General features: G+C 32.9%; 21 protein-coding genes. 11 read left to right on the top strand and 10 right to left on the bottom strand.

Features of this window, described 5'->3' with window-relative positions; all coding sequences use genetic code 11:
- Positions 1-744 precede the first annotated feature (744 nt).
- The gene (locus GBO31_RS15970; RefSeq protein WP_219009359.1) at positions 745-3,357 is read right to left on the bottom strand and encodes a S8 family peptidase; all 2,613 of its coding nucleotides are present in this window, start codon (positions 3,355-3,357) and stop codon (positions 745-747) included.
- A 308-nt stretch (positions 3,358-3,665) separates the two neighbouring features.
- Here GBO31_RS15970 and GBO31_RS15965 point away from each other — a divergent pair, with 308 nt between their 5' ends.
- Together GBO31_RS15965 and GBO31_RS15960 are read left to right on the top strand one after the other, a co-directional pair.
- Positions 3,666-4,094 (top strand): hypothetical protein, encoded by a 429-nt coding sequence (locus tag GBO31_RS15965; protein WP_219009358.1) that lies wholly within the window; start codon positions 3,666-3,668, stop codon positions 4,092-4,094.
- A 130-nt stretch (positions 4,095-4,224) separates the two neighbouring features.
- Positions 4,225-4,854, top strand: coding sequence for a hypothetical protein (locus GBO31_RS15960; protein ID WP_219009357.1), 630 nt, complete (start codon positions 4,225-4,227; stop codon positions 4,852-4,854).
- Here GBO31_RS15960 and GBO31_RS15955 read toward each other — a convergent pair.
- Both GBO31_RS15955 and GBO31_RS15950 read right to left on the bottom strand, forming a co-directional pair.
- A complete protein-coding gene (locus GBO31_RS15955) occupies positions 4,851-5,252 on the bottom strand; it encodes a hypothetical protein (protein ID WP_219009356.1) in 402 nt (133 codons plus the stop codon). The two genes, GBO31_RS15960 and GBO31_RS15955, sit on opposite strands and share 4 nt — an antisense overlap.
- Positions 5,253-5,377: 125 nt before the next feature.
- On the bottom strand, positions 5,378-5,791 hold the full coding sequence (locus tag GBO31_RS15950; protein ID WP_219009355.1) for a DUF3052 domain-containing protein: 414 nt from the start codon (positions 5,789-5,791) through the stop codon (positions 5,378-5,380).
- 199 nt (positions 5,792-5,990) lie between these two features.
- On the opposite strand from GBO31_RS15950, the gene gcvT reads away from it, so the two are divergent.
- The 3 genes from gcvT to GBO31_RS15935 all read left to right on the top strand — a co-directional run bounded on the left by gcvT (position 5,991) and on the right by GBO31_RS15935 (position 8,456).
- The gene (gene gcvT / locus GBO31_RS15945; protein ID WP_219009354.1) at positions 5,991-7,073 is read left to right on the top strand and encodes a glycine cleavage system aminomethyltransferase GcvT; all 1,083 of its coding nucleotides are present in this window, start codon (positions 5,991-5,993) and stop codon (positions 7,071-7,073) included.
- Between the two features lie 91 nt (positions 7,074-7,164).
- Entirely contained in the window at positions 7,165-7,980 is an 816-nt protein-coding gene (locus GBO31_RS15940; RefSeq protein WP_219009353.1) for a sugar nucleotide-binding protein, read from the top strand.
- Positions 7,981-8,045: 65 nt separating this feature from the next.
- Positions 8,046-8,456 (top strand): thiol-disulfide oxidoreductase DCC family protein, encoded by a 411-nt coding sequence (locus tag GBO31_RS15935; RefSeq protein WP_219009352.1) that lies wholly within the window; start codon positions 8,046-8,048, stop codon positions 8,454-8,456.
- A 503-nt stretch (positions 8,457-8,959) separates the two neighbouring features.
- On the opposite strand, the gene GBO31_RS15930 is transcribed toward GBO31_RS15935, so the two are convergent.
- From GBO31_RS15930 to GBO31_RS15905, 6 genes are all read right to left on the bottom strand, one after another.
- Complete coding sequence (locus GBO31_RS15930) at positions 8,960-9,139, bottom strand: hypothetical protein (protein ID WP_219009351.1); 180 nt, start codon at positions 9,137-9,139, stop codon at positions 8,960-8,962.
- A gap of 284 nt (positions 9,140-9,423) precedes the next feature.
- Positions 9,424-9,828 (bottom strand): hypothetical protein, encoded by a 405-nt coding sequence (locus GBO31_RS15925; RefSeq protein ID WP_219009350.1) that lies wholly within the window; start codon positions 9,826-9,828, stop codon positions 9,424-9,426.
- 78 nt (positions 9,829-9,906) lie between these two features.
- Positions 9,907-11,352: a pyridoxal phosphate-dependent decarboxylase family protein gene (locus GBO31_RS15920; protein WP_219009349.1), complete on the bottom strand. Its 1,446-nt coding sequence runs from the start codon at positions 11,350-11,352 to the stop codon at positions 9,907-9,909.
- A 98-nt stretch (positions 11,353-11,450) separates the two neighbouring features.
- Positions 11,451-12,773 carry a dicarboxylate/amino acid:cation symporter gene (locus GBO31_RS15915; RefSeq protein WP_219009348.1) on the bottom strand — a complete coding sequence of 441 codons (1,323 nt, stop codon included), beginning with the start codon at positions 12,771-12,773 and terminating at the stop codon, positions 11,451-11,453.
- Positions 12,774-12,881: 108 nt separating this feature from the next.
- Complete coding sequence (aroC, locus tag GBO31_RS15910; protein WP_219009347.1) at positions 12,882-13,946, bottom strand: chorismate synthase; 1,065 nt, start codon at positions 13,944-13,946, stop codon at positions 12,882-12,884.
- A 772-nt stretch (positions 13,947-14,718) separates the two neighbouring features.
- Positions 14,719-15,525, bottom strand: a complete 807-nt coding sequence (locus GBO31_RS15905; protein WP_219009346.1) for an SH3 domain-containing protein — start codon at positions 15,523-15,525, stop codon at positions 14,719-14,721.
- A 188-nt stretch (positions 15,526-15,713) separates the two neighbouring features.
- On the opposite strand from GBO31_RS15905, the gene GBO31_RS15900 reads away from it, so the two are divergent.
- From GBO31_RS15900 to GBO31_RS15890, 3 genes are all read left to right on the top strand, one after another.
- Complete coding sequence (locus tag GBO31_RS15900; protein ID WP_219009345.1) at positions 15,714-18,014, top strand: type IA DNA topoisomerase; 2,301 nt, start codon at positions 15,714-15,716, stop codon at positions 18,012-18,014.
- A gap of 177 nt (positions 18,015-18,191) precedes the next feature.
- On the top strand, positions 18,192-18,716 hold the full coding sequence (locus GBO31_RS15895; protein ID WP_219009344.1) for a DUF4269 domain-containing protein: 525 nt from the start codon (positions 18,192-18,194) through the stop codon (positions 18,714-18,716).
- 2 nt (positions 18,717-18,718) lie between these two features.
- Entirely contained in the window at positions 18,719-19,870 is a 1,152-nt protein-coding gene (locus GBO31_RS15890; RefSeq protein ID WP_219009343.1) for an FAD-dependent monooxygenase, read from the top strand.
- Here GBO31_RS15890 and GBO31_RS15885 read toward each other — a convergent pair.
- The gene (locus tag GBO31_RS15885) at positions 19,867-20,535 is read right to left on the bottom strand and encodes a class I SAM-dependent methyltransferase (RefSeq protein ID WP_219009342.1); all 669 of its coding nucleotides are present in this window, start codon (positions 20,533-20,535) and stop codon (positions 19,867-19,869) included. The two genes, GBO31_RS15890 and GBO31_RS15885, sit on opposite strands and share 4 nt — an antisense overlap.
- A 119-nt stretch (positions 20,536-20,654) precedes the next feature.
- On the opposite strand from GBO31_RS15885, the gene GBO31_RS15880 reads away from it, so the two are divergent.
- From GBO31_RS15880 to GBO31_RS15870, 3 genes are all read left to right on the top strand, one after another.
- Positions 20,655-21,215: a Crp/Fnr family transcriptional regulator gene (locus GBO31_RS15880; protein WP_219009341.1), complete on the top strand. Its 561-nt coding sequence runs from the start codon at positions 20,655-20,657 to the stop codon at positions 21,213-21,215.
- A 72-nt stretch (positions 21,216-21,287) separates the two neighbouring features.
- Positions 21,288-21,929 (top strand): hypothetical protein, encoded by a 642-nt coding sequence (locus tag GBO31_RS15875; protein WP_219009340.1) that lies wholly within the window; start codon positions 21,288-21,290, stop codon positions 21,927-21,929.
- Positions 21,926-22,372, top strand: a complete 447-nt coding sequence (locus GBO31_RS15870) for an AAA family ATPase (protein ID WP_219009339.1) — start codon at positions 21,926-21,928, stop codon at positions 22,370-22,372. Before GBO31_RS15875 ends, GBO31_RS15870 begins: the two co-directional genes overlap by 4 nt.
- Positions 22,373-22,374 lie beyond the last annotated feature (2 nt).

The raw sequence follows: 22,374 nt of genomic DNA, 5'->3' as shown, positions 1-22,374 counted from the left end.
ATGAAAGGTACGTATATTTCGACTAATACCCAAAAAGTGTAGACGAATGGTATTGTATGAAGTATGAGTGGATCAAAATTCGAGAGCTGAGGTATCACACTTTCCCAATAACTATCGGGAGTCGAAATGCTCTCGAAGCCTCACAAGTTCACTATATATCACAAAGCCTGACAAACACACCCTTCGAGTATCCTCAGGGTTCGAATAATAGCAAGGACTGAGGTATCACACTGTCCCGATAATTATCAGAACGGTTTGATAATTCTAACCGAAGGCTGAGGTGTCACATTGAGCTTGTCGAAATGCTCTTGAAGCCGGATAAGTTCGCAATATATCAAAGCTAATACTATTTAAAACACTAAAATATTAATTTGATTATTGATCTTTCTTTTTTGCATTGCCAAAAAAAGAAACAAAAAACGCTAGTCTGAAGAAAATATTACTAAAAATTTTGTACGCTACGCTACATAAAATGAAACTATATACGTTTACTTAAGCTATACTGTTGATCAATAATATAACTTCAATACTTAAACTAATGACATTTTGCGAATTTTATGTTACGCTTCACTTTCTTCATTTTTTACGTATTATTTTCTTAGGACGACATTTTAAAATGATACATATCCTATCTAACATAAAAACTAATACTTTAATCTACCATGAATGAGAAATTCCTAACCAAAAAAAACCGCTCCTTTTACAAAGCGGTTTTTGACAAGTCTTGGGGTATGATCTCTGGGATTAATTCTTCAGTAATTTCATTGTTTTGGTTTGACCATCTCCTGTGATAATTTTCACAAAATACAGTCCTTTGTAACCTTCTAATTCTACATTAAAATGGTCTGTTTCTTTTTGATGATCTGCATAAATCACATCTCCGGCCATATTTCTGATTACGATACCTACATTGGTATAGGTATCATTAAGTTGTATCGCTACTTCTCCTTGTGTTGGATTAGGATACGCACTGAAATCAATAGTTTTGATTTCCTCTGCTGGTTTGGTCGTTATTTTATCATTTTCCTTACCACCAAAGTTACCTATTGTAAATTGCTCGCCACCCATTGGTTGGAATTCCTCATCTGTTTGTAAGATATTGTAATTAAGATAAGTACCCTCTTTTAATTCTACTTCTGGCTTAACCAGTAATTGCATACTGAAAGTTTGATAGGGTTCTGCTCTCACATTATAGATAATGGCTTTAGGTTCATATACTCTGTATACATTCCTATCTACCCGTTTGATTCCTTCCATTTTCGCTTCTGCCAATAATTCGTTTAATTTTTCATCTGGAATTAGGTAAAATGCGCCAATCTTTTCAAACGGAATATCTGTTCTATTTTCTGTTACAGCTAATTGTAGATTGATCGCTCTGGCTCTTTTATCAATGTTTCGTATAAATACTGCTGGTGCTACATTGTTGAAAGCATTGATATCATATACACTTACATTTTTCCAAGCAATATTATTATTGTTTCTGGTATTGTTCCATACCGAAGTTCCTTCTGCACCAATAGGATCTGTCGCAGATTCTATTCTTGCTAATAGACAAAAGTGATGCACATCATTCACAAAATCTGCCGGATTTGGTGGATACCAAGGAATTTTAACGATTATTTCATCATCTGGAGAAGTAGGAATGGCCACATCTCCAATAAAATCTCCATGTAAAACACTACTTCCTCCTACCATCTGATAGTAATTATCCCAATGTAGCGGCCATGATAATCCTGTTGATGCTTTACTAAAATATAACTTTAATACTCCATCATCGATGTTGGAACAATTCTTTCTATTAATTCGGATATATACCCAATTAGGACTTAATAGCTTGTATTCTGGGTTTTCATGTGTTAATATGCCATCATCATCGTTACGCACCCAGATATCTGGACTTAAATACATCGTTCCAGAAGAAGGTTCCGTACCGTCATCAGCCACTGTATCTCTTATATATATATCTGAAGTATCTACAGCTAGTACCGCTTGATGTGCATTTAATCGCCCGTATCCTAATTCTTGAGAATGTCCTGGCTCTGCAGGATTCCAGTTATAGTTATAGCCTCCTACTTTTTCTGCCGTACATTTCAGAATATCTTCAATCTCCTCATTACTTAAGGTAGGATCTACCGATAACATTAATGCTGCCACACCTGATACTGCTGGTGCAGCAAAAGAAGTTCCATCACTGTTAGCATATGCATTTCCATTTTGTGTACTACGAATCCCTACTCCAGGTGCTGCAAGATCTAAATTAGGTCCAAATTGAGAAAAACCAGCTTTCACATCTGTACTAGTTGTTGCTGCTACTGAAAAAGCATTTACATTAGATGCTGGATATGATATGACTCCGGCTCCTGAATTACCTGCAGCACACACAATAAATACTCCTGCATTATACGCATTTTGTAAGGCGGTGTTAATTGCTGGTGAACTACCCACTGTTAAACTCAACTGGATAATATCTGCCCCATTATCCATAGCATATATAATTGCATCATCGATAATAGAACCATTTGGAGCAAAATCTCCAACACCTTCTAACATTAATCTTGCTCCTACACCATTATTACCACCTGCAATACCAGAAATCCCCGTATTATTATTGGTTTTTGCACCAACAACTCCTGCTACATGTGTTCCATGCCAGAAAGGACCTCTAGAATCGTTATCACTATTATGGAAGTCCCAGCCTTTCCAATCATCTATAAAACCATTACCATCATCATCAATTCCATTTCCGGTTGTTGGATCATTTGGATTAGCCCATGCATCTTCTCCTGGATTGAGATATACATTCTGATATCCATCCGTTCCTAATCCCAAATCTTCATGCATCCAATCGGTACCACTATCCAGAATCGCTACAATCACATTACTATTCCCAGTAGTAATGTCCCAAGCATCTTCAGCATCAATATCTGCATCGCTCATCTGCTCTAACCCCCATTGTACCCCAAATTGAGGATCATTAGGTGTTAAGATATAAGTTCCCATAGTATTGGTAAATATTTGTTGTGCATCTACCTCTTTGGTCATCTTATCATATGAATCCAAAATCTTACTTCTGGTCGTAATTTTGAAGTCATAAAAGCCTAGTCTATTACTTCTCATAAACTTCATACCATACGTTTTTTCTAATCGCTGAATTTCTTTTTGAGAAGGTGCTTTACGAAATTGAATTGTGATTTCATCACTAAGGGTAAATTTTTGCCCCGTTTGTTCATCTACTACCTTCCAACCATCTTTTTCTTCTAAAAAGCGTTGTTGATTGATCGTTCTTGTTTTTTGTGCCCAAGCCATCGTTGTAAACAATAGCAGCATACACCATACAATAGTTGTTTGTGATTTCATTTGTAATATATTTTTAAAGTTGATGGAGTAAACTTACAAGACTACCTATGTAGGAACAATAGGTTTTTTACCCTTTACAAACGGGGATTTGTCCCTAATTAAGTATGGTTAAGCAATACTTCACTTTTTTAACCGCAAGACAGACATCTAAAAAACTAAAAATCAACACGTTATAAATAGCATACAAAATAACTCCCTGAAAACAGGGTGTTTTTTTCACTGAAAAGAGTGTTTGGTAGGGATCATAAGGGAGATATATTTGTGATGTAATTAAAACTAATCGATTAATTAACACTTATATAAAAATCATGAAAAAAACCATTTTAAATTTCGCATTAATTATTGCTGTTCTGTTTGCTACTTCTTGCAAAAACGAAACTAAATCGGATACCTCTGATACCGCTGACAAAACAGAAGAAGTAAAGACAGAAGAAAAAACCGAAGAAAAAAGCAGTGATGACAAAGCAGCATCATCTGATGGTGTACCAAGCTTTAGTGACCAAAAAGTTCAGGAGTATGTAGATTCTTATGAAGCTTACATCGAAGAATACAAAAAAGTTGTAGAAAGTAAAGATATGACAGCTTTCGCTTCTTTAGGTCAAAAAGGTCAAGAGCTTGGAACCAAAGCTCAGGAAGTTATGGGTAATCTTTCTGGAGATGATGTTAAAAAGCTAAATGATTATATGATGGCTAAGTCAGCTGAATTACAGGAGCTTTCTAAAAAGCTAATGCAATAATCGTTTAGGACCTATTAAGTTTAGTTATCATAATTGATGGGGGTTATTGAAGCAAATCCTGTTCTTATTAGAGCAGGATTTGTTAGTCTTATAAAGAAATAAAAAGTCATATAGCTAATATTAAAACGATATGTTACTACTCAATAAATTCAGAAAAGTTTTTAAGGAACAAATAGCTTCTATCGGGCTTTCATTGACCGTAGAAAAAGAAGATGAACTCATTGCAGAAAATCATGAAAAACATCTGTATCTCAAAACCTATTTATTAAATTTTGGTGGATCTGGGCAATTGGCCATTGGTGAACTGCAAATCATAAAAGGGAATATTCAAAAAGCGCTAGAAGATCAACCTTTTGAACAAAAAGACTCGCTACCGGTACAGAGAACCATTGGAAACTTTACATTACACACAGAGCAAGAAGTCGCTAAACAATCTATTAATTTGGTAGCGCTGCAAAGCCTAGAAACCTATATTTTTAAATGTGATGAGTATCTCATTATCAAACAAAAAGGAAATCATGATCTTATAAGAAAAAATCCAATTTTCATAGATTTTTTAAGAGGTAAAATGACTATTGATGACTTATTTACTAAAATTGCGTCTTTAAATATTCCCAACGGATTATATGTTCAAAAACCTATTGGATTTGGAGATCCAGAAAAGGTTAAAAAGTGGAAAAAAATAGGTACAATAGTTACGATACTAACTGCGATCACACTAATTTTAGTACGTATCTTAAAATACATACAAATACATTAGATTTTCTGATATTTTTGGGCACATCCTTCTATACAAGAAAAATATAGAAACAATCTACCTTCTTTAATCTCAAAACTAATACCAATAAAATTATTACAATCCGCCGTAATTTTTCCTTCATCCAAGGAATAACTTTCTGTGCTATTTCCTTCAGTATCTACTGATAGGGAACATAGACTTCCATTAGAAACCTGAAGGACCCCTTCTGCAAGAAATTCCAACTCCTGATTGCTAGATACTGTCTGAAAAGTACCACTACCATCTCCAGGATCAACCAATTGCTCAATCAACCGCCATTTTCCCAACAAATCTGGATTTTCTATACCATTATCATCATCATTGCTACAAGCACTTAACATCAAAAAAGGAATTACTAAGAGAACGACATACTTTTTCATTGCTATATTTTTACGTTTGTTATGTAGATACTAAAACGAACAAATGGTTGCTTTTAAAATTGAAAAACGATGAATTAGACATTGCTTATTAGTCGGCTTAAATATTTTTTTTATTAAAAAACATCTTACTTCCGATCGGCTATTCTGTATACAAACTTCAAACCACTCCAATCTTCATCCACTGCGGCGACTTTTATATCTACTAGTCCATTTTGTAGTACAAACGTTCTGATGTAATCTCTTTTTAGATACGTTGGTATTTTAGAAGCTCCTTTAGGCCAACTTACCCATAGCATTCCTGTTTTTTTTAATCCTATTTTGTATTCAGGAATTACTTTTTCTAGTTCTTCTTTAGTTTTACAAAAAATGTGGATAAAATCTGCTTCTTCCTTTACAATATCATGAAGCTCTTTCAAATCATCTGGAGTATCAGAAAACAAATCCCAATAATGATCGGGCGCATTATACAACAGTATTGTATTTCCCGTTTTAATCCCTAATTTTTTAGCTAACGGAGTTCCAGAATATCCAGCAGACATTGTATATGGTTTAATATGTGACAGTTCATAAAGTTATTAAAAAACAAATAGGATCATCACCAGTATTATCATATTCTCAATAAATAGGATTTAGATTAGGAAAAAGTTAACAATTTATCATCTAAAAGCATTGTTTACAAGCACAAAGTTTTTTACTTTCGGCGTCAATTTGATTTCTAATTTTACTAATTCATTCATTATGAAAAATACTGCACTAACTGAAACTCACCAAGCGTTAGGAGCTAAAATGGTACCATTTGCTGGTTATAATATGCCAGTATCTTATGAAGGAGTGAATATCGAACATGAAACGGTTCGAAATGGTGTAGGTGTTTTTGATGTTTCTCATATGGGAGAGTTTCTAATTACAGGTCCAAATGCCTTAGAGCTTATCCAAAAGGTAACATCAAATGACGCGTCTAAATTGGTAGATGGAAAAGCACAATATAGTTGCTTGCCAAATGACAAAGGTGGTATTGTAGACGATTTAATCGTTTATAGACTTGGAGAAGAAAAGTATTTATTAGTGGTAAACGCTTCTAATATTCAAAAGGACTGGGATTGGATTCAAAGTCATAACACCATGAATGCTGAAATGCGTGATTTGTCTGAAAATTATTCTTTATTGGCTATTCAAGGACCAAAAGCTGCAAAAGCAATGCAGTCATTAACTTCTGTTGATTTAGAAGCATTAAAGTTCTATACTTTTGAGGTTGCTGATTTTGCTGGAGTTGAGCATGTGATCATCTCAGCTACTGGATATACTGGAAGTGGTGGTTTCGAAATCTATTGTAAAAATTCTGAAGTACAGCAAGTTTGGGATAAAGTATTTGAAGCTGGAGCTGATTTTGATATTAAACCAATTGGTCTTGCTGCTCGCGATACCTTACGATTAGAAATGGGATATTGCTTATATGGAAATGATATTAATGATAAAACCTCTCCTATTGAAGCGGGTTTAAGCTGGATTACTAAGTTTTCGAAAGATTTTATCAATGCTGACGAATTAGCAAAAGAAAAAGAACGTGGAGCAGAACGAAAATTGGTAGGATTTGAACTAGATGAAAGAGGAATTCCTAGACATGACTATGATATCGTAGATGGGAATGGAAATACCATTGGAATTGTTACGTCGGGAACAATGTCTCCTTCCTTAGGAAAAGGAATTGGTTTAGGATATGTTCCTAAAGTTTTTGCTTCGCCAGGAAGTAAAATTAATATTCAAGTACGTAAAAAAGCTATTCCAGCAACGGTAGTTAAATTACCTTTTTACAAGGGATAGTTTTTTATAACAATAATAAAGCGTAAGTTAAGTTTCAGGATTACAGAGAATAGTGATCTCTGGAACTTAACTTTTTTAGCATCTAATACTATTGAAAAAGGTTTTAATCATAGGAGCTAGTGGATTCATAGGTAATGCCCTTTATAAGGAGTTGAATTCCTATTTTGATACCTACGGTACATACCGTACGGACAATACTTTTTATGAAAAGAATCAAAAATTTTTTCAATATGATATGGAGCTTGAGGATATCTCTATTTTGTTGGATAATCTAAAACCAACGATTATTGTTTCTGCTATCCGAGGAAATTTTAATTCTCAAATCGATGCACATTACAGAATCATTAGTTGGCTACAAAGAAATAAAGCTAGGCTCATTTTTATGTCAAGCGCGAATGTATTTGATACTTTTAGTAATTACCCATCGTATGAACATGATAAAACACTAAGTGAAAGTGTATTTGGCAAGTTTAAGATCAAAATAGAGAATGCATTAATGCGATTACCAACGGAAAAATACGTAATTGCTAGGGTTCCTATGATTTTTGGAGCAAACACACCTCGTGTGCAGGAAATTAAAACATTATATGATCTTAAAGCATCTATTGAAGTCTTTCCGAATGTAATTATCAATGCAACTTCAATTTCCAAATTGACACAGCAATTGCACTATATCATTAATAGAGATAAGAAAGGAATATTTCATTTAGGAAGTACTGATCTTATCTATCATTTGGATTTGATTACAGAAATATGTGATATGCTCGAGCTGGAAGACCCAATATTTAAGCAAGTCTTTGATTCTAATAATGATCGTTATCTTGCTGTATTGCCAAAGGATAATAAACTTCCTAAAAATCTACAGATTACTACCAAACAAGTAATTGATTCTGTGATTATAAAGTAATCATGTGTTCTTAACAAAATGATAATTCTAATGTAGATTTCAGCATTGGTATGTATCTTTGCTATATGAATATAGAAGGGAAAAAGATCATACTATTTGACGGAGTATGTAATTTATGTAATGGAGCTGTCAATTTTATTATCAAAAGAGATAAAAATGATGTATTTCGGTACGCTTCGCTACAAAGTGAAATTGGTAAACAATTAGCCGCTGAAAGAGGTGTAGATACTTCTCAATTGGATACTATTCTGTTGATCGAACCCGATGAGGGTTATTATCATAAATCAACAGCTGCTCTACAAATTGCAAAGCAGCTGTCTGGTGGTTATCCGTTACTTTCTGTTTTTTTAATCTTACCTAAATTCTTAAGAGATTGGGTGTATGATTTTATTGCTAAAAACAGATATAAATGGTTTGGTAAAAGAGATAATTGTGTAATCCCAACTCCCGAGCTTAAAGCTCTTTTTATTGATTAAATTGGTTATAGGTATTCCAATTTATAATATAGTTTGATTGTTAGCTTTTTCAATTTTACTTGTCTCTTCTTCCAGTTTATTTATATTGTCCATATGTACAAATCCTAAGCAACATATTGCAAAACATATAAGGACCACCGGTAATAACAATTGCTTCATACTATCTATTTTATTTTGGGTTAAAATAATTTGGGAGCAAAAAAAAGACCATCCTTTATTTACGGTTTAAAAGTAATTATGATTACTGTCGTAGACAGTAGGTATTCTAGAATTCGTAGGCATTCAATTAGAATTCGTTTACATCTAGTGAATTGTTACTTTGAAAATTTTCGAAAATCTTTGAAAATTCCCATAATTACCAATAAAAAACTGCCCTACTATTGGCTAGTAAGGCAGCATTTTGGTGGTTATCCGTTACTTTTATTATTTTCCTTTTATTCCTCCAATTCTGAAATATTGGTTCCCTTTTGTTTATTAGTTTGTAACGAATCTTGAGAAACCGTTCATTTCTGATTCGGTTGCTCAATGGTTGTTATCTCTGTTTTATTTTGATCATCAAATTGATGTTTCTCTCTTAGTTGATTATATTTCTTATCTAATTTGTTTACGTTGTCTATATGTACAATACTTAAACATACGACTGCAAATGAGATTAGAGCTAAGGGTAGAAAAAGCCTTTTCATAATGAGTTAATTTAAGGTTTATTTTATGTGTGGTTCAAAAGTATATTTATATCTGAGACAAAGTAAGGGGACTTTAGCTAGAATTCATATAGGGGTTTTCCCCCTTTTTTATTATGGGCAAGCTCTAAATAGACCTAAAATACTAAAAATCAAAGCAATAAACGTTTCCTCAATAATCCATAAACAGGTAGAAACACCTATGATATTTTAAAAAAAATGAGCCTGATTAGGCTCATTTTTTTGATATGATTTATATCAAGTCAATATATAACTGTTCTTTAGTACTATCGCTCAAAACGAAATGTAAAACCATCCACCAGCGTTTCCTGCACAGTAAAAGAAGTATTTTCAAAATTAATTCTACCTAAGTTAACGTCATTTACGATAAGATCATCAGCATCTGCAGGAGCAGAAATACTATAGCTATACATACCAGAAGGTAATATGGTATTAAATGATGAATCTGTAATCGTATTGGTAATGGTTACCATTCCCGTATCACTATTAAAGTCCCATTCAATAAGACCTTTCTCGATATCTTGATCAACCCCAGCAAATCCACCAGAAACATTTACCAAACTCCATTTTCCCTGTATTTGTTCAGTATTTACCGTATTGTTATTGTTATCATCATCATTACTACAACCTATTAACATGATAGAAAATAGTATAACACATAGATATCTCATAAGTCTTAATTTTAGTGATTATACTATTAAGACGTAATTTTTCTATATTGGTTGCGTCTTGAAGAAAAGTAGGCGCTATCAAAAAGTTTGAGCAATATTTTCTATCTCATCCAACAATGCTTCAAAATCATTTTCAGTGCTTAAGGGATTCATAATGGAGATTCTAAGATATCGTTGATCGCCTATCATTGTCTGTACAATATAAAACTTTCCTGATTTTAATAGCGCTTCCCTGATTTTAGAATTGTATGCGTTTACATCTTTGTTTGGTAAGTTTACATATCTAAAATTCACAATATTGGCTTCTGGCATTAAGAGTAACTCAAAACCTGCTCTATTCTTAAGTATTTGGGCAAATACCCTTCCGAGATCATACAATCGATCTATATTTTTCTCGAAAATATCTTCTCCATACATTCTAAGAATAGCATATACTTTTAAAGACATCATTAACTTTGTACATTCAAAGGTTCTTTTACCTGAATTGTACCATTCTCTAGATTGTTGAGAATCCCATAAATACTGAGCTCTTTGCTCAAAAGTCTTATACGAGTCTTCACTTTGTTTAAATAACAAAGCGGTATTTAATGATGGAGTCAATAGCATTTTGTGAAAGTCAATTACTACAGAATCTGCTTTTTCAATACCTGTTGCTAAATGCTTGTATTTTTCAGAAAAAACTACTCCACCACCATGCGCTCCGTCTACGTGAAACCATAGGTTATGTTCTTCCGCAAAATTTGCTAATGCATTGAGATCATCATATGAACCCGTTGATGTGGATGATGCACATCCTACCAAAGCTATCACTACTAAACCATTTTGCTTAGCTTGATCTAGATGTTCTTGTAATACACTAACATCAATCTGAAATGATTCATTTGTAGGAACTTTTATAATCCCTTCTTTTCCAAAACCAAGTATTCTGGCTGCTCTATCGATACAATAATGTGCTTCTTCTGAAACTAAAACTGCCAATTTTTCCTGATGTCCTTCTTCCCAAACCAAATTTGGTGCTTTTGCTCTTCTTGCAGCCAGTAATGCAGTTAAATTGGCTAAGGTACCTCCAGAAGTTAGAAACCCAGAAGCATTAGTATCATATCCTATTTTTTTAGCAACAAACTCCGTAACAATCCTTTCGAGCGCATTGGAAGCCATTCCCATTTCATAGACTCCTGTTCCATTGCTTAATACATCTGTCATTAATCCATAGAGACTACTGATAACAGATGGGACAGCAACTTGATGTCCCATATAACCTGGATGATGCACATGGATCGATCTATCAAGAATCTTTTTGTAGAAATCCATCATATTAGTTTCAGATGACATGTCGTCCTTCCAATAGGATAGTTCTTCTTCTGGATCTTTAAATCTAATTACAGGCGAATCTGAATCAGTTTGTACATGCTCTAAATGATCCGCAAGCATGTCTACCAATTGGTGACCTATTTCTCTAAAATCTGTTGGGTTGTATACCTTTTTTAAAGATTCGTCTAAAAAAACCTTTTCCTTGCTATTCATACAAATTGCTCAATTTTTGATAAAGGTAAAACTACCAATACTTTTATTGAGAAAAAGTATCGAATTTTAGAAAAAGTATAACAAATAAGTGGAATTAATTAGGCTTGATAGTGATCATCCCAATCTTTAACCTTAGGATCTCCTAATTTACCAACCGATTTAGCTACAATCATAGAAACTGTAGCATCTCCGGTAACATTGATCGTAGTTCTCAACATATCCAATGGACGATCTACTGCGAAAATTAGTGCTAACCCAATAGGGAGTTTATCTGATGGGAAACCGATGGCTTCTAATACGATCACCAACATCACCATTCCTGCGCCAGGAACTGCCGCAGATCCGATAGAAGCTAATAGTGCTGTTAACACTATAGTAATTTGATTACTAAATGTTAATCCTTCTGGCCACAGCACTTGCATAATAAATACGGAAGCTACCGCCTGATACAAGCTGGTACCATCCATATTAATGGTAGCTCCAACTGGTAATACAAAACTTGATACTTCTTTATCTACTCCTATATGTTCTTCTACCCTTTCCATAGTAACAGGTAAAGTAGCTGCACTGGAACTAGTAGAAAATGCTAATAATTGTGCCGGACTAATTTGCTTTAAGAACCAAAATGGAGATTTTTTGGTAATCAAAGAAACCAAAACACAGTAAAATACAATCATCAATGCCAATCCAAATATTACCACGCCTGCATAWCGCAATAATGCCAATAAAATATCAGGATCATCAGAAGTTACTACCACATTCGCTAATAAGGCAAATACTGCATAAGGAGCTGTAAGCATTATCAAATCTACCATCTTTAAAACAACTTCATTTAAGCTGTCAAAGAACTTTTTTAAGGGTTCTGATTCTTCTTCTTTAATAAGAAGCATACAAATTCCTAAAAATATAGCGAAGAATATCACCTGAAGCATCATCTTATTATCGCTCATTGCTTTTACAGCATTCTGCGGCACCATATCAACTATAAACTGTAAAGGACCACTTTCTTTTTGTCTACCTGCTTCTGCAATACGTTCGGATATTTTTGCGCTTCCTGCATATTCTGCTGTTAGTTTTTCAATAGTTTCTGGAGTAATCCCATTTCCCGGTTTCATGACATTTACCATAAGTAATCCAATGGTAATGGCGATTACCGTAGTGATTATATATATGATGATGGTTCGTCCACCAATGGTTTTAAATTTTGAGATATCTTTTAAATCAGAAATTCCTTTTATTAAAGAAGCGAGAATTAGTGGAACTGCTATTAATTTCAGAAGGTTTACAAAGATAGTTCCTAACGGAGCAATCCAATCTCCTGTAAATCCTTTTCCCCAGGAAAACTGGGTCATTAAAAATCCAAATAACACTCCGGCGATCATTCCGATCATAATCTGCCAATGCAATGCAAGTTTCTTCATGTGAATTATCTATATTTTTTGAATAGAAAAAGTCGAAGATATAAATTAAAAACAAAAAAACGGCAACCTTATTAAGATTACCGTAACATTAACTATATTTTTGAGTGCTTACTTTTTAATAGTTCTATTCATAAGCCAATAATCTACAATTACTAAGGCTGCCATTGCTTCTACAATAGGAACAGCTCTTGGCACTACGCAAGGATCATGTCTACCTTTTCCTTGCATATTCACAATATTTCCATCTTTATCAATGGTTTCCTGATCTTGCATGATAGTAGCTACTGGTTTGAAAGCAACATTAAAATAAATGTCCATTCCATTAGAAATTCCTCCTTGAATTCCACCAGAAAGATTGGTTTTTGTAGTGCCATCCGTATTAAAAAGATCATTGTGCATACTCCCTTTCAATTCGGCACCAGCAAAACCACTTCCATATTCAAAACCTTTTACTGCATTTATAGAAAGCATTGCTTTTCCTAATTCAGCGTGTAGTTTGTCAAAAGCAGGTTCTCCTAATCCCACAGGAACTCCAGATATTACACAGCTTACCAAACCACCAACAGTATCTCCTTCTTTTCTGATTTGTTTGATATATTGTTCCATTTCAGTCGCTTTATCAGCATCAGGACAACGCACGATATTACTTTCTATTAACGAAAAATCGAGTTCTGTATGTGGCTTCTCTAATTTAATAGCTCCAACTCCGCTCACATAAGCATTAAAAGAAATTCCAGAAAGTACTTGCTTTGCAATAGCACCTGCTACTACTCTACTTGCGGTTTCTCTGGCTGATGATCGTCCTCCTCCTCGATAATCTCTAATACCATATTTCTGATCATAGGTATAATCTGCATGAGAAGGTCGATAAGAATCTTTAATATGTGAGTAATCCTTTGACTTTTGATTTGCATTTTTAATCACAAAACCAATAGGAGTTCCAGTTGTTACTCCTTCGAAAATACCAGAATAAAACTCTACCGTATCTGGTTCTTTTCGTTGGGTAACGATTGCTGATTGTCCTGGTCTACGACGATCTAATTCTGCTTGTATTGCCTCAAGATCTAATGCTACTCCTGAAGGACATCCATCAATGACTCCTCCAATTGCTGGACCATGAGATTCTCCAAAAGTGGTTACTTTAAATAAGTTTCCAAACGTATTTCCTGCCATTCAAAACAATTTTCAACAAATGTACTTGTTAATCTTTAAAAAGGCGATAGTAATTTGACAGAAAACCAAGATATATTTATTAAAAATTATTACTCTTTCAGATTTAAAACCATTTTTTTACACAATGACTATTTACAATCATTTTAGAAGTATAAAATCAATCCTTTTCTAAAAGGTAAAATTGACTTTTATCATAGAAGTTTATAGGTATTAGATTCGTTAATTCCTCCAAATTATTGTATGTACAGTAGTAAGTAATATGAAAATAAAGTAATGAAAAAAAGTAGAGCTTTCCATTCTTTTTTTATATCTCGTTTTTTGTTCATTTTAGACATAAATCTATATGAGAAATAAGAAATAAATGAAATGCAAATTCCAATGATACCAATATGTGGATGAAAATATTTATATGTATCTGTAGAATGGCTAAAATGATTATCATAAATGGATTGCACTCCATATAATCCTTTAGAACTAGCAAACGATATAATGACCAGATAACAAATAAAAACAACTGAAAGAATATTCATAAATATCAAAACCTTAAAAACACGTTTGACTGCTTTTAGTCTTATGATTACACGGGTTAAGAATAATAGTATTATAAATACAAAAGGACTTATGAAAATATCAATATAAATTCTGGCAAAATTCCATCCTAAGGTATTTACTTGATCTGTGATTATGATAGTTGAAACTAAGCTTATAAAGAAGAAAAGGTTTGATATAAAATATATAATTTTGGCTTGTATTGTTATATTTCTTTCTTTCTTCATAAACCACTCACTGAATCAATTACACCCAAATACCACTTAAAACCTTCTAAGAAGAAAAAAAAGCCATAATCATTAATGTTTACTTTCTTTTTTATTTGTTTTTCTAAATTTATAGTTGCTCTAAGTTCCTTATATTCTTCTGTTTTTTTGAATTCCTCTGAATCAATATCAATTTCGTGTTGGTGTCTTAATATGATCTTAGCTGAATATGAACATTGGGAAAACGTAATTTTTTCAGTATTAACATAAGCATTCATAGGACTAAAAGTTTCGATTTCTCCATCATAATATTGTATGGGTATCTTATTTGCTTTTGAAAAATCATCTATGTATTTCCTGAAATATTCCTTTTGCTTAATTAATGAATCAAAAGAATGATGTAATGAGATATCAGTGTATATTCCATGACCTTCATCAATGTATCTTAATTTGTATTGTGGGTGAATATATTTTTGGATTTGTTTACTATTAGTTTTTAAGAGATTAAGAAACTCTTTCAATTGTGCTGTAAAATTTAGGTTATGCATAGATTCATCTGTTTTTATTGAAGTTTGCGAACCAAAAACCCATCCTGTTTCATCGTTATAATTAATTTTATACCAATAATCATAACACCCCTTAATTGTTTGAGGAGATCCTTTTTTCAAAATAATACATTTATCGCCTGTATTCAACTTCATAATAACCTCTCCATTAATGGGAGTTTCACGAATCCAAATATCTTTACCTTCAATAAACAAATAGTCTTGACCGTATAGATCACCGAAACAAATTATAATAAGAAATAGTATACCTCTTTTCATTTTTAGCATATGAATTCCGTTGAAAAGCTAAAAAGCAACAAAGCATAAAATTAAATGTTACGGATTGTTTTATTCTCCCTATTTTCAGTGAAAAAACGAGCTAAGCGGTTTCTCTTAATTAGAACCTTTATCAATCATTACTTTATAAAATTTTAAGTAATTTTCGACCCAGTATTAAAAATAAATTCATGAAGGTTTGTATAGCCGAAAAACCAAGTGTTGCCAGAGAAATTGCTTCTGTATTAGGAGCCACTACAAAGCGCGATGGGTATTATGAAGGCAATGGGTATGCTGTAACCTATACTTTTGGACATTTATGTACACTATATGAACCGAATGATTACAAACCACATTGGAAAAGTTGGGATCTGAATAACTTACCAATGCTTCCGGAAAAATTCAAAACCAAAGTAGTCGATAATCAAGGTATTCAAAAACAGTTTGGTATTGTAAAATCATTATTTGATAAAGCTAGTGTCGTTATCAACTGTGGTGATGCTGGACAAGAGGGAGAACTGATACAACGTTGGGTTATTGATCAGGCGGGATACACTGGAGAAGTACAACGTTTATGGATTTCATCCTTAACTACAGAAGCCATCAAAGAAGGTTTTACTAACTTAAAACCTTCTACCCAATATGATAATCTCTATTACGCAGGATTTTCGAGAGCGATTGGAGATTGGCTTTTGGGTATGAATGCTACTCGATTATATACTGTAAAACATGGAGGATATAAACAAGTATTGTCAATTGGTAGAGTACAAACTCCCAGTCTTGCGATGGTAGTGAATAGGTATAAAGAAATTCAAAATTTCAAACCACAACCGTATTGGGAATTACAAACTTTATATAGAGATACTTTATTTAGTTATGAAGAAGGTCGTTTTCTAAAAAAAGAAGATGGAGAAGTATTAGCAGAAAAAGTAAAACAGAGTGATTTTGAAATCATTTCAATTACCAAAAAAAACGGTAAAGAATATGCTCCAAAATTATTTGACCTTACTGGATTACAGGTGTATTGCAATACAAAGTTTGGCTTTTCTGCAGATGAGACGTTAAAAATTGTGCAACGCTTATATGAACTTAAGGTAGTTACCTATCCAAGAGTAGATACCACTTTTTTACCAAATGATATCTACCCAAAAGTACCTGGGATTTTGCAAAAACTAACAGATTATAGTTCTTTAACCGCTTCATTATTAAATAAAAAAATTAGAAAATCTACCAAAGTATTTAATGATAAAAAGGTAACCGATCACCATGCCATTATCCCTACTGGAGAGCAAACAAGCTTACAAGCAAACCAGAAAAAAGTATATGATATTATTACCCGACGTTTTATTGCTGTGTTTTATGACGATTGTAAAGTAGCGAATACAACAGTGATCGGCAAAGCTGATACGGTATCTTTTAAAACTACTGGAAAAGTTATTTTAGAAAAAGGTTGGAGAATTGTTTTTGAAACTCCAGAAAGTGCCAATAAAAAAGAGTCTGGAATACTTCCAGCGTTTGTAAAAGGTGAAAAAGGTCCACACGAACCTTCTTTCCTTGAAAAAGAAACCAAACCACCAAGGCAATTTACAGAAGCTACCTTATTAAGAGCAATGGAAACCGCAGGAAAGCAGGTCGATGATGAAGAAATGAGAGAACTCATGAAAGAAAATGGTATCGGAAGACCTTCTACACGTGCTAATATTATTGAAACCTTATTCAAGAGAAAGTATATAGAACGTAATAAAAAACAAATCTTACCAACTACGACCGGTATTCAATTGATCGATACTATTCAAAATAAACTACTGATATCTGCAGAGTTAACCGGAAGATGGGAAAAACAGCTTAAGGAAATAGAGAAAGGAGCATTTCATGCAGGTGCTTTTATCAAAAATATGAAACAAATGGTAGACCATCTGGTGTATGAAGTGCGAACTGAAAGAACCAGCGCTAATATTTCATATACCACTTCAGAGAAAACGAAAAAACCTGCTAAGAAAACAAGCAAAACGAGTATTGTAAACGAAAAGTGTCCAAAGTGTTCTAATGGAAGGCTATTAAAAGGAAAAACAGCTTATGGATGTAGCTCTTACAAAGAAGGATGTGACTTTCAACTACCTTTTATTTTTTCAAACAAGAAAATATCTGAAAAACAATACATCAGATTACTTCAAAAAGGATGTACTGTGAATCTAAAAGGTTTTAAGCAAGATGATAAAAATGTAGAAGGTTTATTGCGTTTTGATGAAAATCATAAACTCATTTTAGAACCTAAAAAAGCAGCGACACAACCTAAAACAATACCAGATAAGATCTCATGTCCTAAATGTGAAAAAGGGTATATACTCAAAGGAAAAACAGCTTATGGATGTAGTGAGTTTAAAAATGGGTGTGATTTTCAATGTTCTTTCGAAACTATTAGGAATAAAGCTGGAGACCAAAAGCTTTCTAAAGAGCTCGTATATAAAATCTTACAAAGTCATGCTTCATAAAGATTATGGAATAAAAATATAAAGAAATTCTCTTGAATTCTACATCTCAAACTCTTGCAAATACCTTTATAAAGAATTAATTTAGAGGTGTCTTATAGATTACTCTAAGTACTTTAAGAATAGGTGAAATTCTAATAGCAATCAGTTTTTCAAAGGAACTAAAAGATATCGGTAATTATGGTAGATTTTACTAATATCGAATACTTAAAATTGGGCAATAAGTACCAACAAGATGCCTATGAAGTTCTTACTGAACTTAGAATTTTTGATGAGCTAAACCGATATCAACCAATTCTCGCTGGAACCATTCCCATAGATATTTATACTACTGATAGCGATCTGGATATCATTTGTACCTGTGCAGATCATGATGAATWTGTTTCTATCCTATCCAAGCTATTCATGAATCAAAAGAATTTTCAAGTATCAACATCTAATGATAATGGTAACACATACACTATTGCTAAGTTTCAAAACGCTGCTTTTTCCATAGAAATTTTTGGACAAAACCTACCAACAGAACAACAGCTAGCATATAAGCATATGATCATGGAATACAAAATCCTAAACAAAAAGGGATCAGCATTTAAAGAGAAAATTAGACAGTTAAAAGAAACTGGGATGAAAACGGAACCAGCATTTGCAAAATTATTGGACTTATCCGGAAATCCTTATGAAGAACTATTAAAGTTTAAAATATAAATATGCTATACACAATTATAGGAGCAGGAATTGGAGGATTAACAACTGCACTGGCTTTTGAAAAAAATGGTATTGATTATCAGATATTTGAACAAACACCAGATCTACTAGAGGTTGGTGCTGGAATTTGGTTAGCTCCCAATGCACTACAAGTTTTGGATCATATCGGTGTTCTAGAAGAAGTGCAACAAAAAGGAAATACTATTAATAGAATTACCTTAGGAAAAGCTGATCTATCTCCTTTATCTGATAATTATCAGGATACCATTGAAAAAATTTTTGGATTTACTACCATCGCAATTCATAGGGCAAAACTTCAAAAATTGTTATTTGATAAAATTCCAACAAGTAAAATACATCTTGGTAAAGGGTTCAATAAATATGAAGAGCTAGAAAACGGCAAAATCAAAGTAGTATTCGATGATGGACATACGGTAGAAACGGATTATCTAATTGGTGCCGATGGTATACACTCTAAAGTGAGAAAACAACTTTTCCCTACTAGTAATACTCGATATTCTGGACAAACATGTTGGCGCGGTATTGCTGAATTAGCACTGGATGAAGAGTTTCACCATCGCGGAATGGAACTTTGGGGAAATCAAATACGTTTTGGGATCTCTAGAATATCAGAAAACAAAGTATACTGGTTTGCTGTAGCTATAGATAAACCAAATGAGAAAGATCAGAATCAAGAAACTCATAATAAGCTGCTGACTATGTTTCAGGATTTTCATCCAATGGTCACCAACTTGATCTCCGCTACTCCGAAAGAAAAAATAATGAGAAATGATATTAGCGATTTAAAACCATTAGAAGTTTGGCATAAAAATAATATCCTTTTAATTGGAGATGCAGGTCATGCAACTACTCCAAATATGGGACAAGGAGGAGCTCAAGCTATTGAAGACGCCTATTATCTGAGTGAATTATTGAAACAAGAATCTACAAAAAATATCTTTGAAATATTTCAACAAAAAAGAGAAAAAAAGGTGCATCAAATTGTAAAGCAATCATGGAACACTGGTAAAATGGCTCACTGGAAATATGGAAAAGGTATTAGAAATTTTCTTTTGAAAAATGCACCAAAAAAGATGATCGAAAAGCAAATGCTTACTATGTATCAAATAGATAAAACGGTATCTATCCACTAATACATTTGATATAAATTAGTCTGTAAAACCCCCTGATAAGAATCCAAAGGAATTGTTAGCAAGCACTCTTTCTTTTTTGTAGGTAAAATAAATGGCGGAGCTAAGAGATCTACTCCACTCTTCTTTTTTAAACGAATTCCCTGACCTGAAATAATATCAATATTAGGTTCAAAATTTCCTTCTGGAATATGTTCGGTTACGATAAGATATTGATACGCTAATAGTTTTGAAAGAGTGCTTTGAATTTCTTCATTCGATACATGTTGAAACACTTGACGAATGATTGCACAATCAGCTTTTGGCAGCTCATCTCTGGCAATATCCAAACAATAAAACTCCAAATGATTTTGCTGAAATTTTTCCTTATTTCTTATTATCAAATCCTTTACAATATCTACCGCTATATATTGTTTTGTATATGTTACTAGTTCTTTCCCTATATTAAAATCACCACAACCCAAATCACAAACAGTAATCGGGTTTTCAAAAGATGATAAAAACTTTACTAGTTTATTTATATAAGGTCTTACAATACTTGGATCATGAGACCCTTCACCAGAATAAAAGTCTGAACCATCAGTACCCCACAAATTATTTTCATAGATCTGTGCCATAGCATCTTTTGTAGGCCAAGGTTTTTTTATTTTCCTAGAAGAATTTTCCATCTCATTTAAAAAGTAACTAAACTTATAACTTCAAACCTACAATAAAATGATGTAATGATTTATAAACCGGAAAACAATTTAATCTGTAATTTTAACAATCATTTTAACCCAATTGTATTTTGGATCCATCATTTTTGAAATTCGTAACTAAACTCGGCAATTTTACAGAAGAAGAATCTTCTTTATTAGAAAAAGAAGTTCAGTATAAAGCATATAAAAAAGGAGGTATATTATTGAGTGAAGGACAAACTTGTTCTTCATTAGGGTATATTATTTCAGGAAGTTTTTATCATTACAAAATAGATACAGATCTAAACGAAATAGTTATGGATTTAGGTATTGAAAATGATTGGATTATTAATCATAAAAGTTTTACATCCAGAAAGCCTTCAGAATATCATATAAAAGCATATGAAGATAGTACTGTAATAGAATTGACCATAGATTCCATTCACAAACTAATCGGGATATCTCAAACATTTTTTAAAATGGGACATGTATTAGAAGAAGCGACAGCACGTATGTCTATCTTTGATAATTATCATACTCCAGATGAGAAATATGGTTACTTACTTAAAAACAAGTCTCAACTACTTCAGAAATTTCCTCAAAAAATGATCGCCYCTTATTTAAATATAACACCAGAAACCTTAAGCAGAGTTAGGAGAAGGTTACAATAATTTCTTGATTACGATCAAGTGATACTTCGAAATAGACCTTGGATATTTGATGTTTTAATTAAAATTTAATTTATGGAACATCAAATGTATAGAAGTACAGGTATTGCAATGATTTTAGGAGCATTATTAATTATTGCAACTATGGTATTGCACCCATCAGGAGGCACAATCGAACATATTATTAAAATTTCTAAAACAATTCGTAGTGCTCATGCCTTGGCAATTTTTAGTTTGCCAATACTATTATTCGGATTTTATGGATTGACTATAGCTTTACTGGATAAGTGGAAGTTATCTATTCTTGGGTTTATCGTGATAACTTTCGGATTGATTGCAGCTATGTTCGCGGCTTTATTTAATGGGTTAGCACTACCCTACTTCCTAAATAAATACGCTGATACCTTAGAGCAAAATATAGAAACATTAAACATGATTAAAAACTATGGATTCGCCATTAATATTCCTTTAGATTATGTGTTTATAGTAGCTTGTTGTTTTTCAATTTTATTATATTCCATCGTAATCATTCTAGAAAAAAAATATCCAAGATGGATTAGCTACTTAGGAATTTTTATTACAATTCTGTCAATAGTTGGTGGGCTCACTGATTTTGTATTTACAAACTTAGTAGGTTTCAGGATATTTACATTTAGTATTGCCGGTTGGGTATTATCGAGTGGAATTTTATTGGTTAAGCATACTGCAAAAAAATGAAAGTATTAGTATTCGGAGGATCAGGTACGGGAAAAACCACTTTGGCAAAGAAAATAGCTGAACATATTAATTTTGTTCATTTAGATTCTGATGACTTTTATTGGAAGAAAACCAATCCTCCCTTTCAGGAAAAAGTTCCATTCGAAGATAGAAACAAAAACCTAAGAGAAGCGTTTGATTATCATCGAAATGTGATTATAAGTGGTTCTCTAGTTAGTTGGGGAAACCAGTGGAAATCTTCGTTTGATTTAGTTATTTTCATCTATCTAAATAATGAAGAACGAATGAATCGATTGGTAAAAAGAGAAGAAGAACGATACGGAGCTCTTTTAATAAATGACGAAAAAACTAAAAAACATTCAAAAGCCTTTCTTACTTGGGCCAATCAATATGAGAATCCAAATTTTAATGGAAGAACCCTAAAAGTTCATTTAGACATTTAGAC

The organism is Aquimarina litoralis (assembly GCF_019295435.1).
GTDB classification, from domain to species: Bacteria; Bacteroidota; Bacteroidia; order Flavobacteriales; family Flavobacteriaceae; genus Aquimarina; species Aquimarina litoralis_A.
The sequence above is the reverse complement of the archived record's forward strand: the minus strand, read 5'-3'. Positions and strand labels throughout refer to the sequence as shown.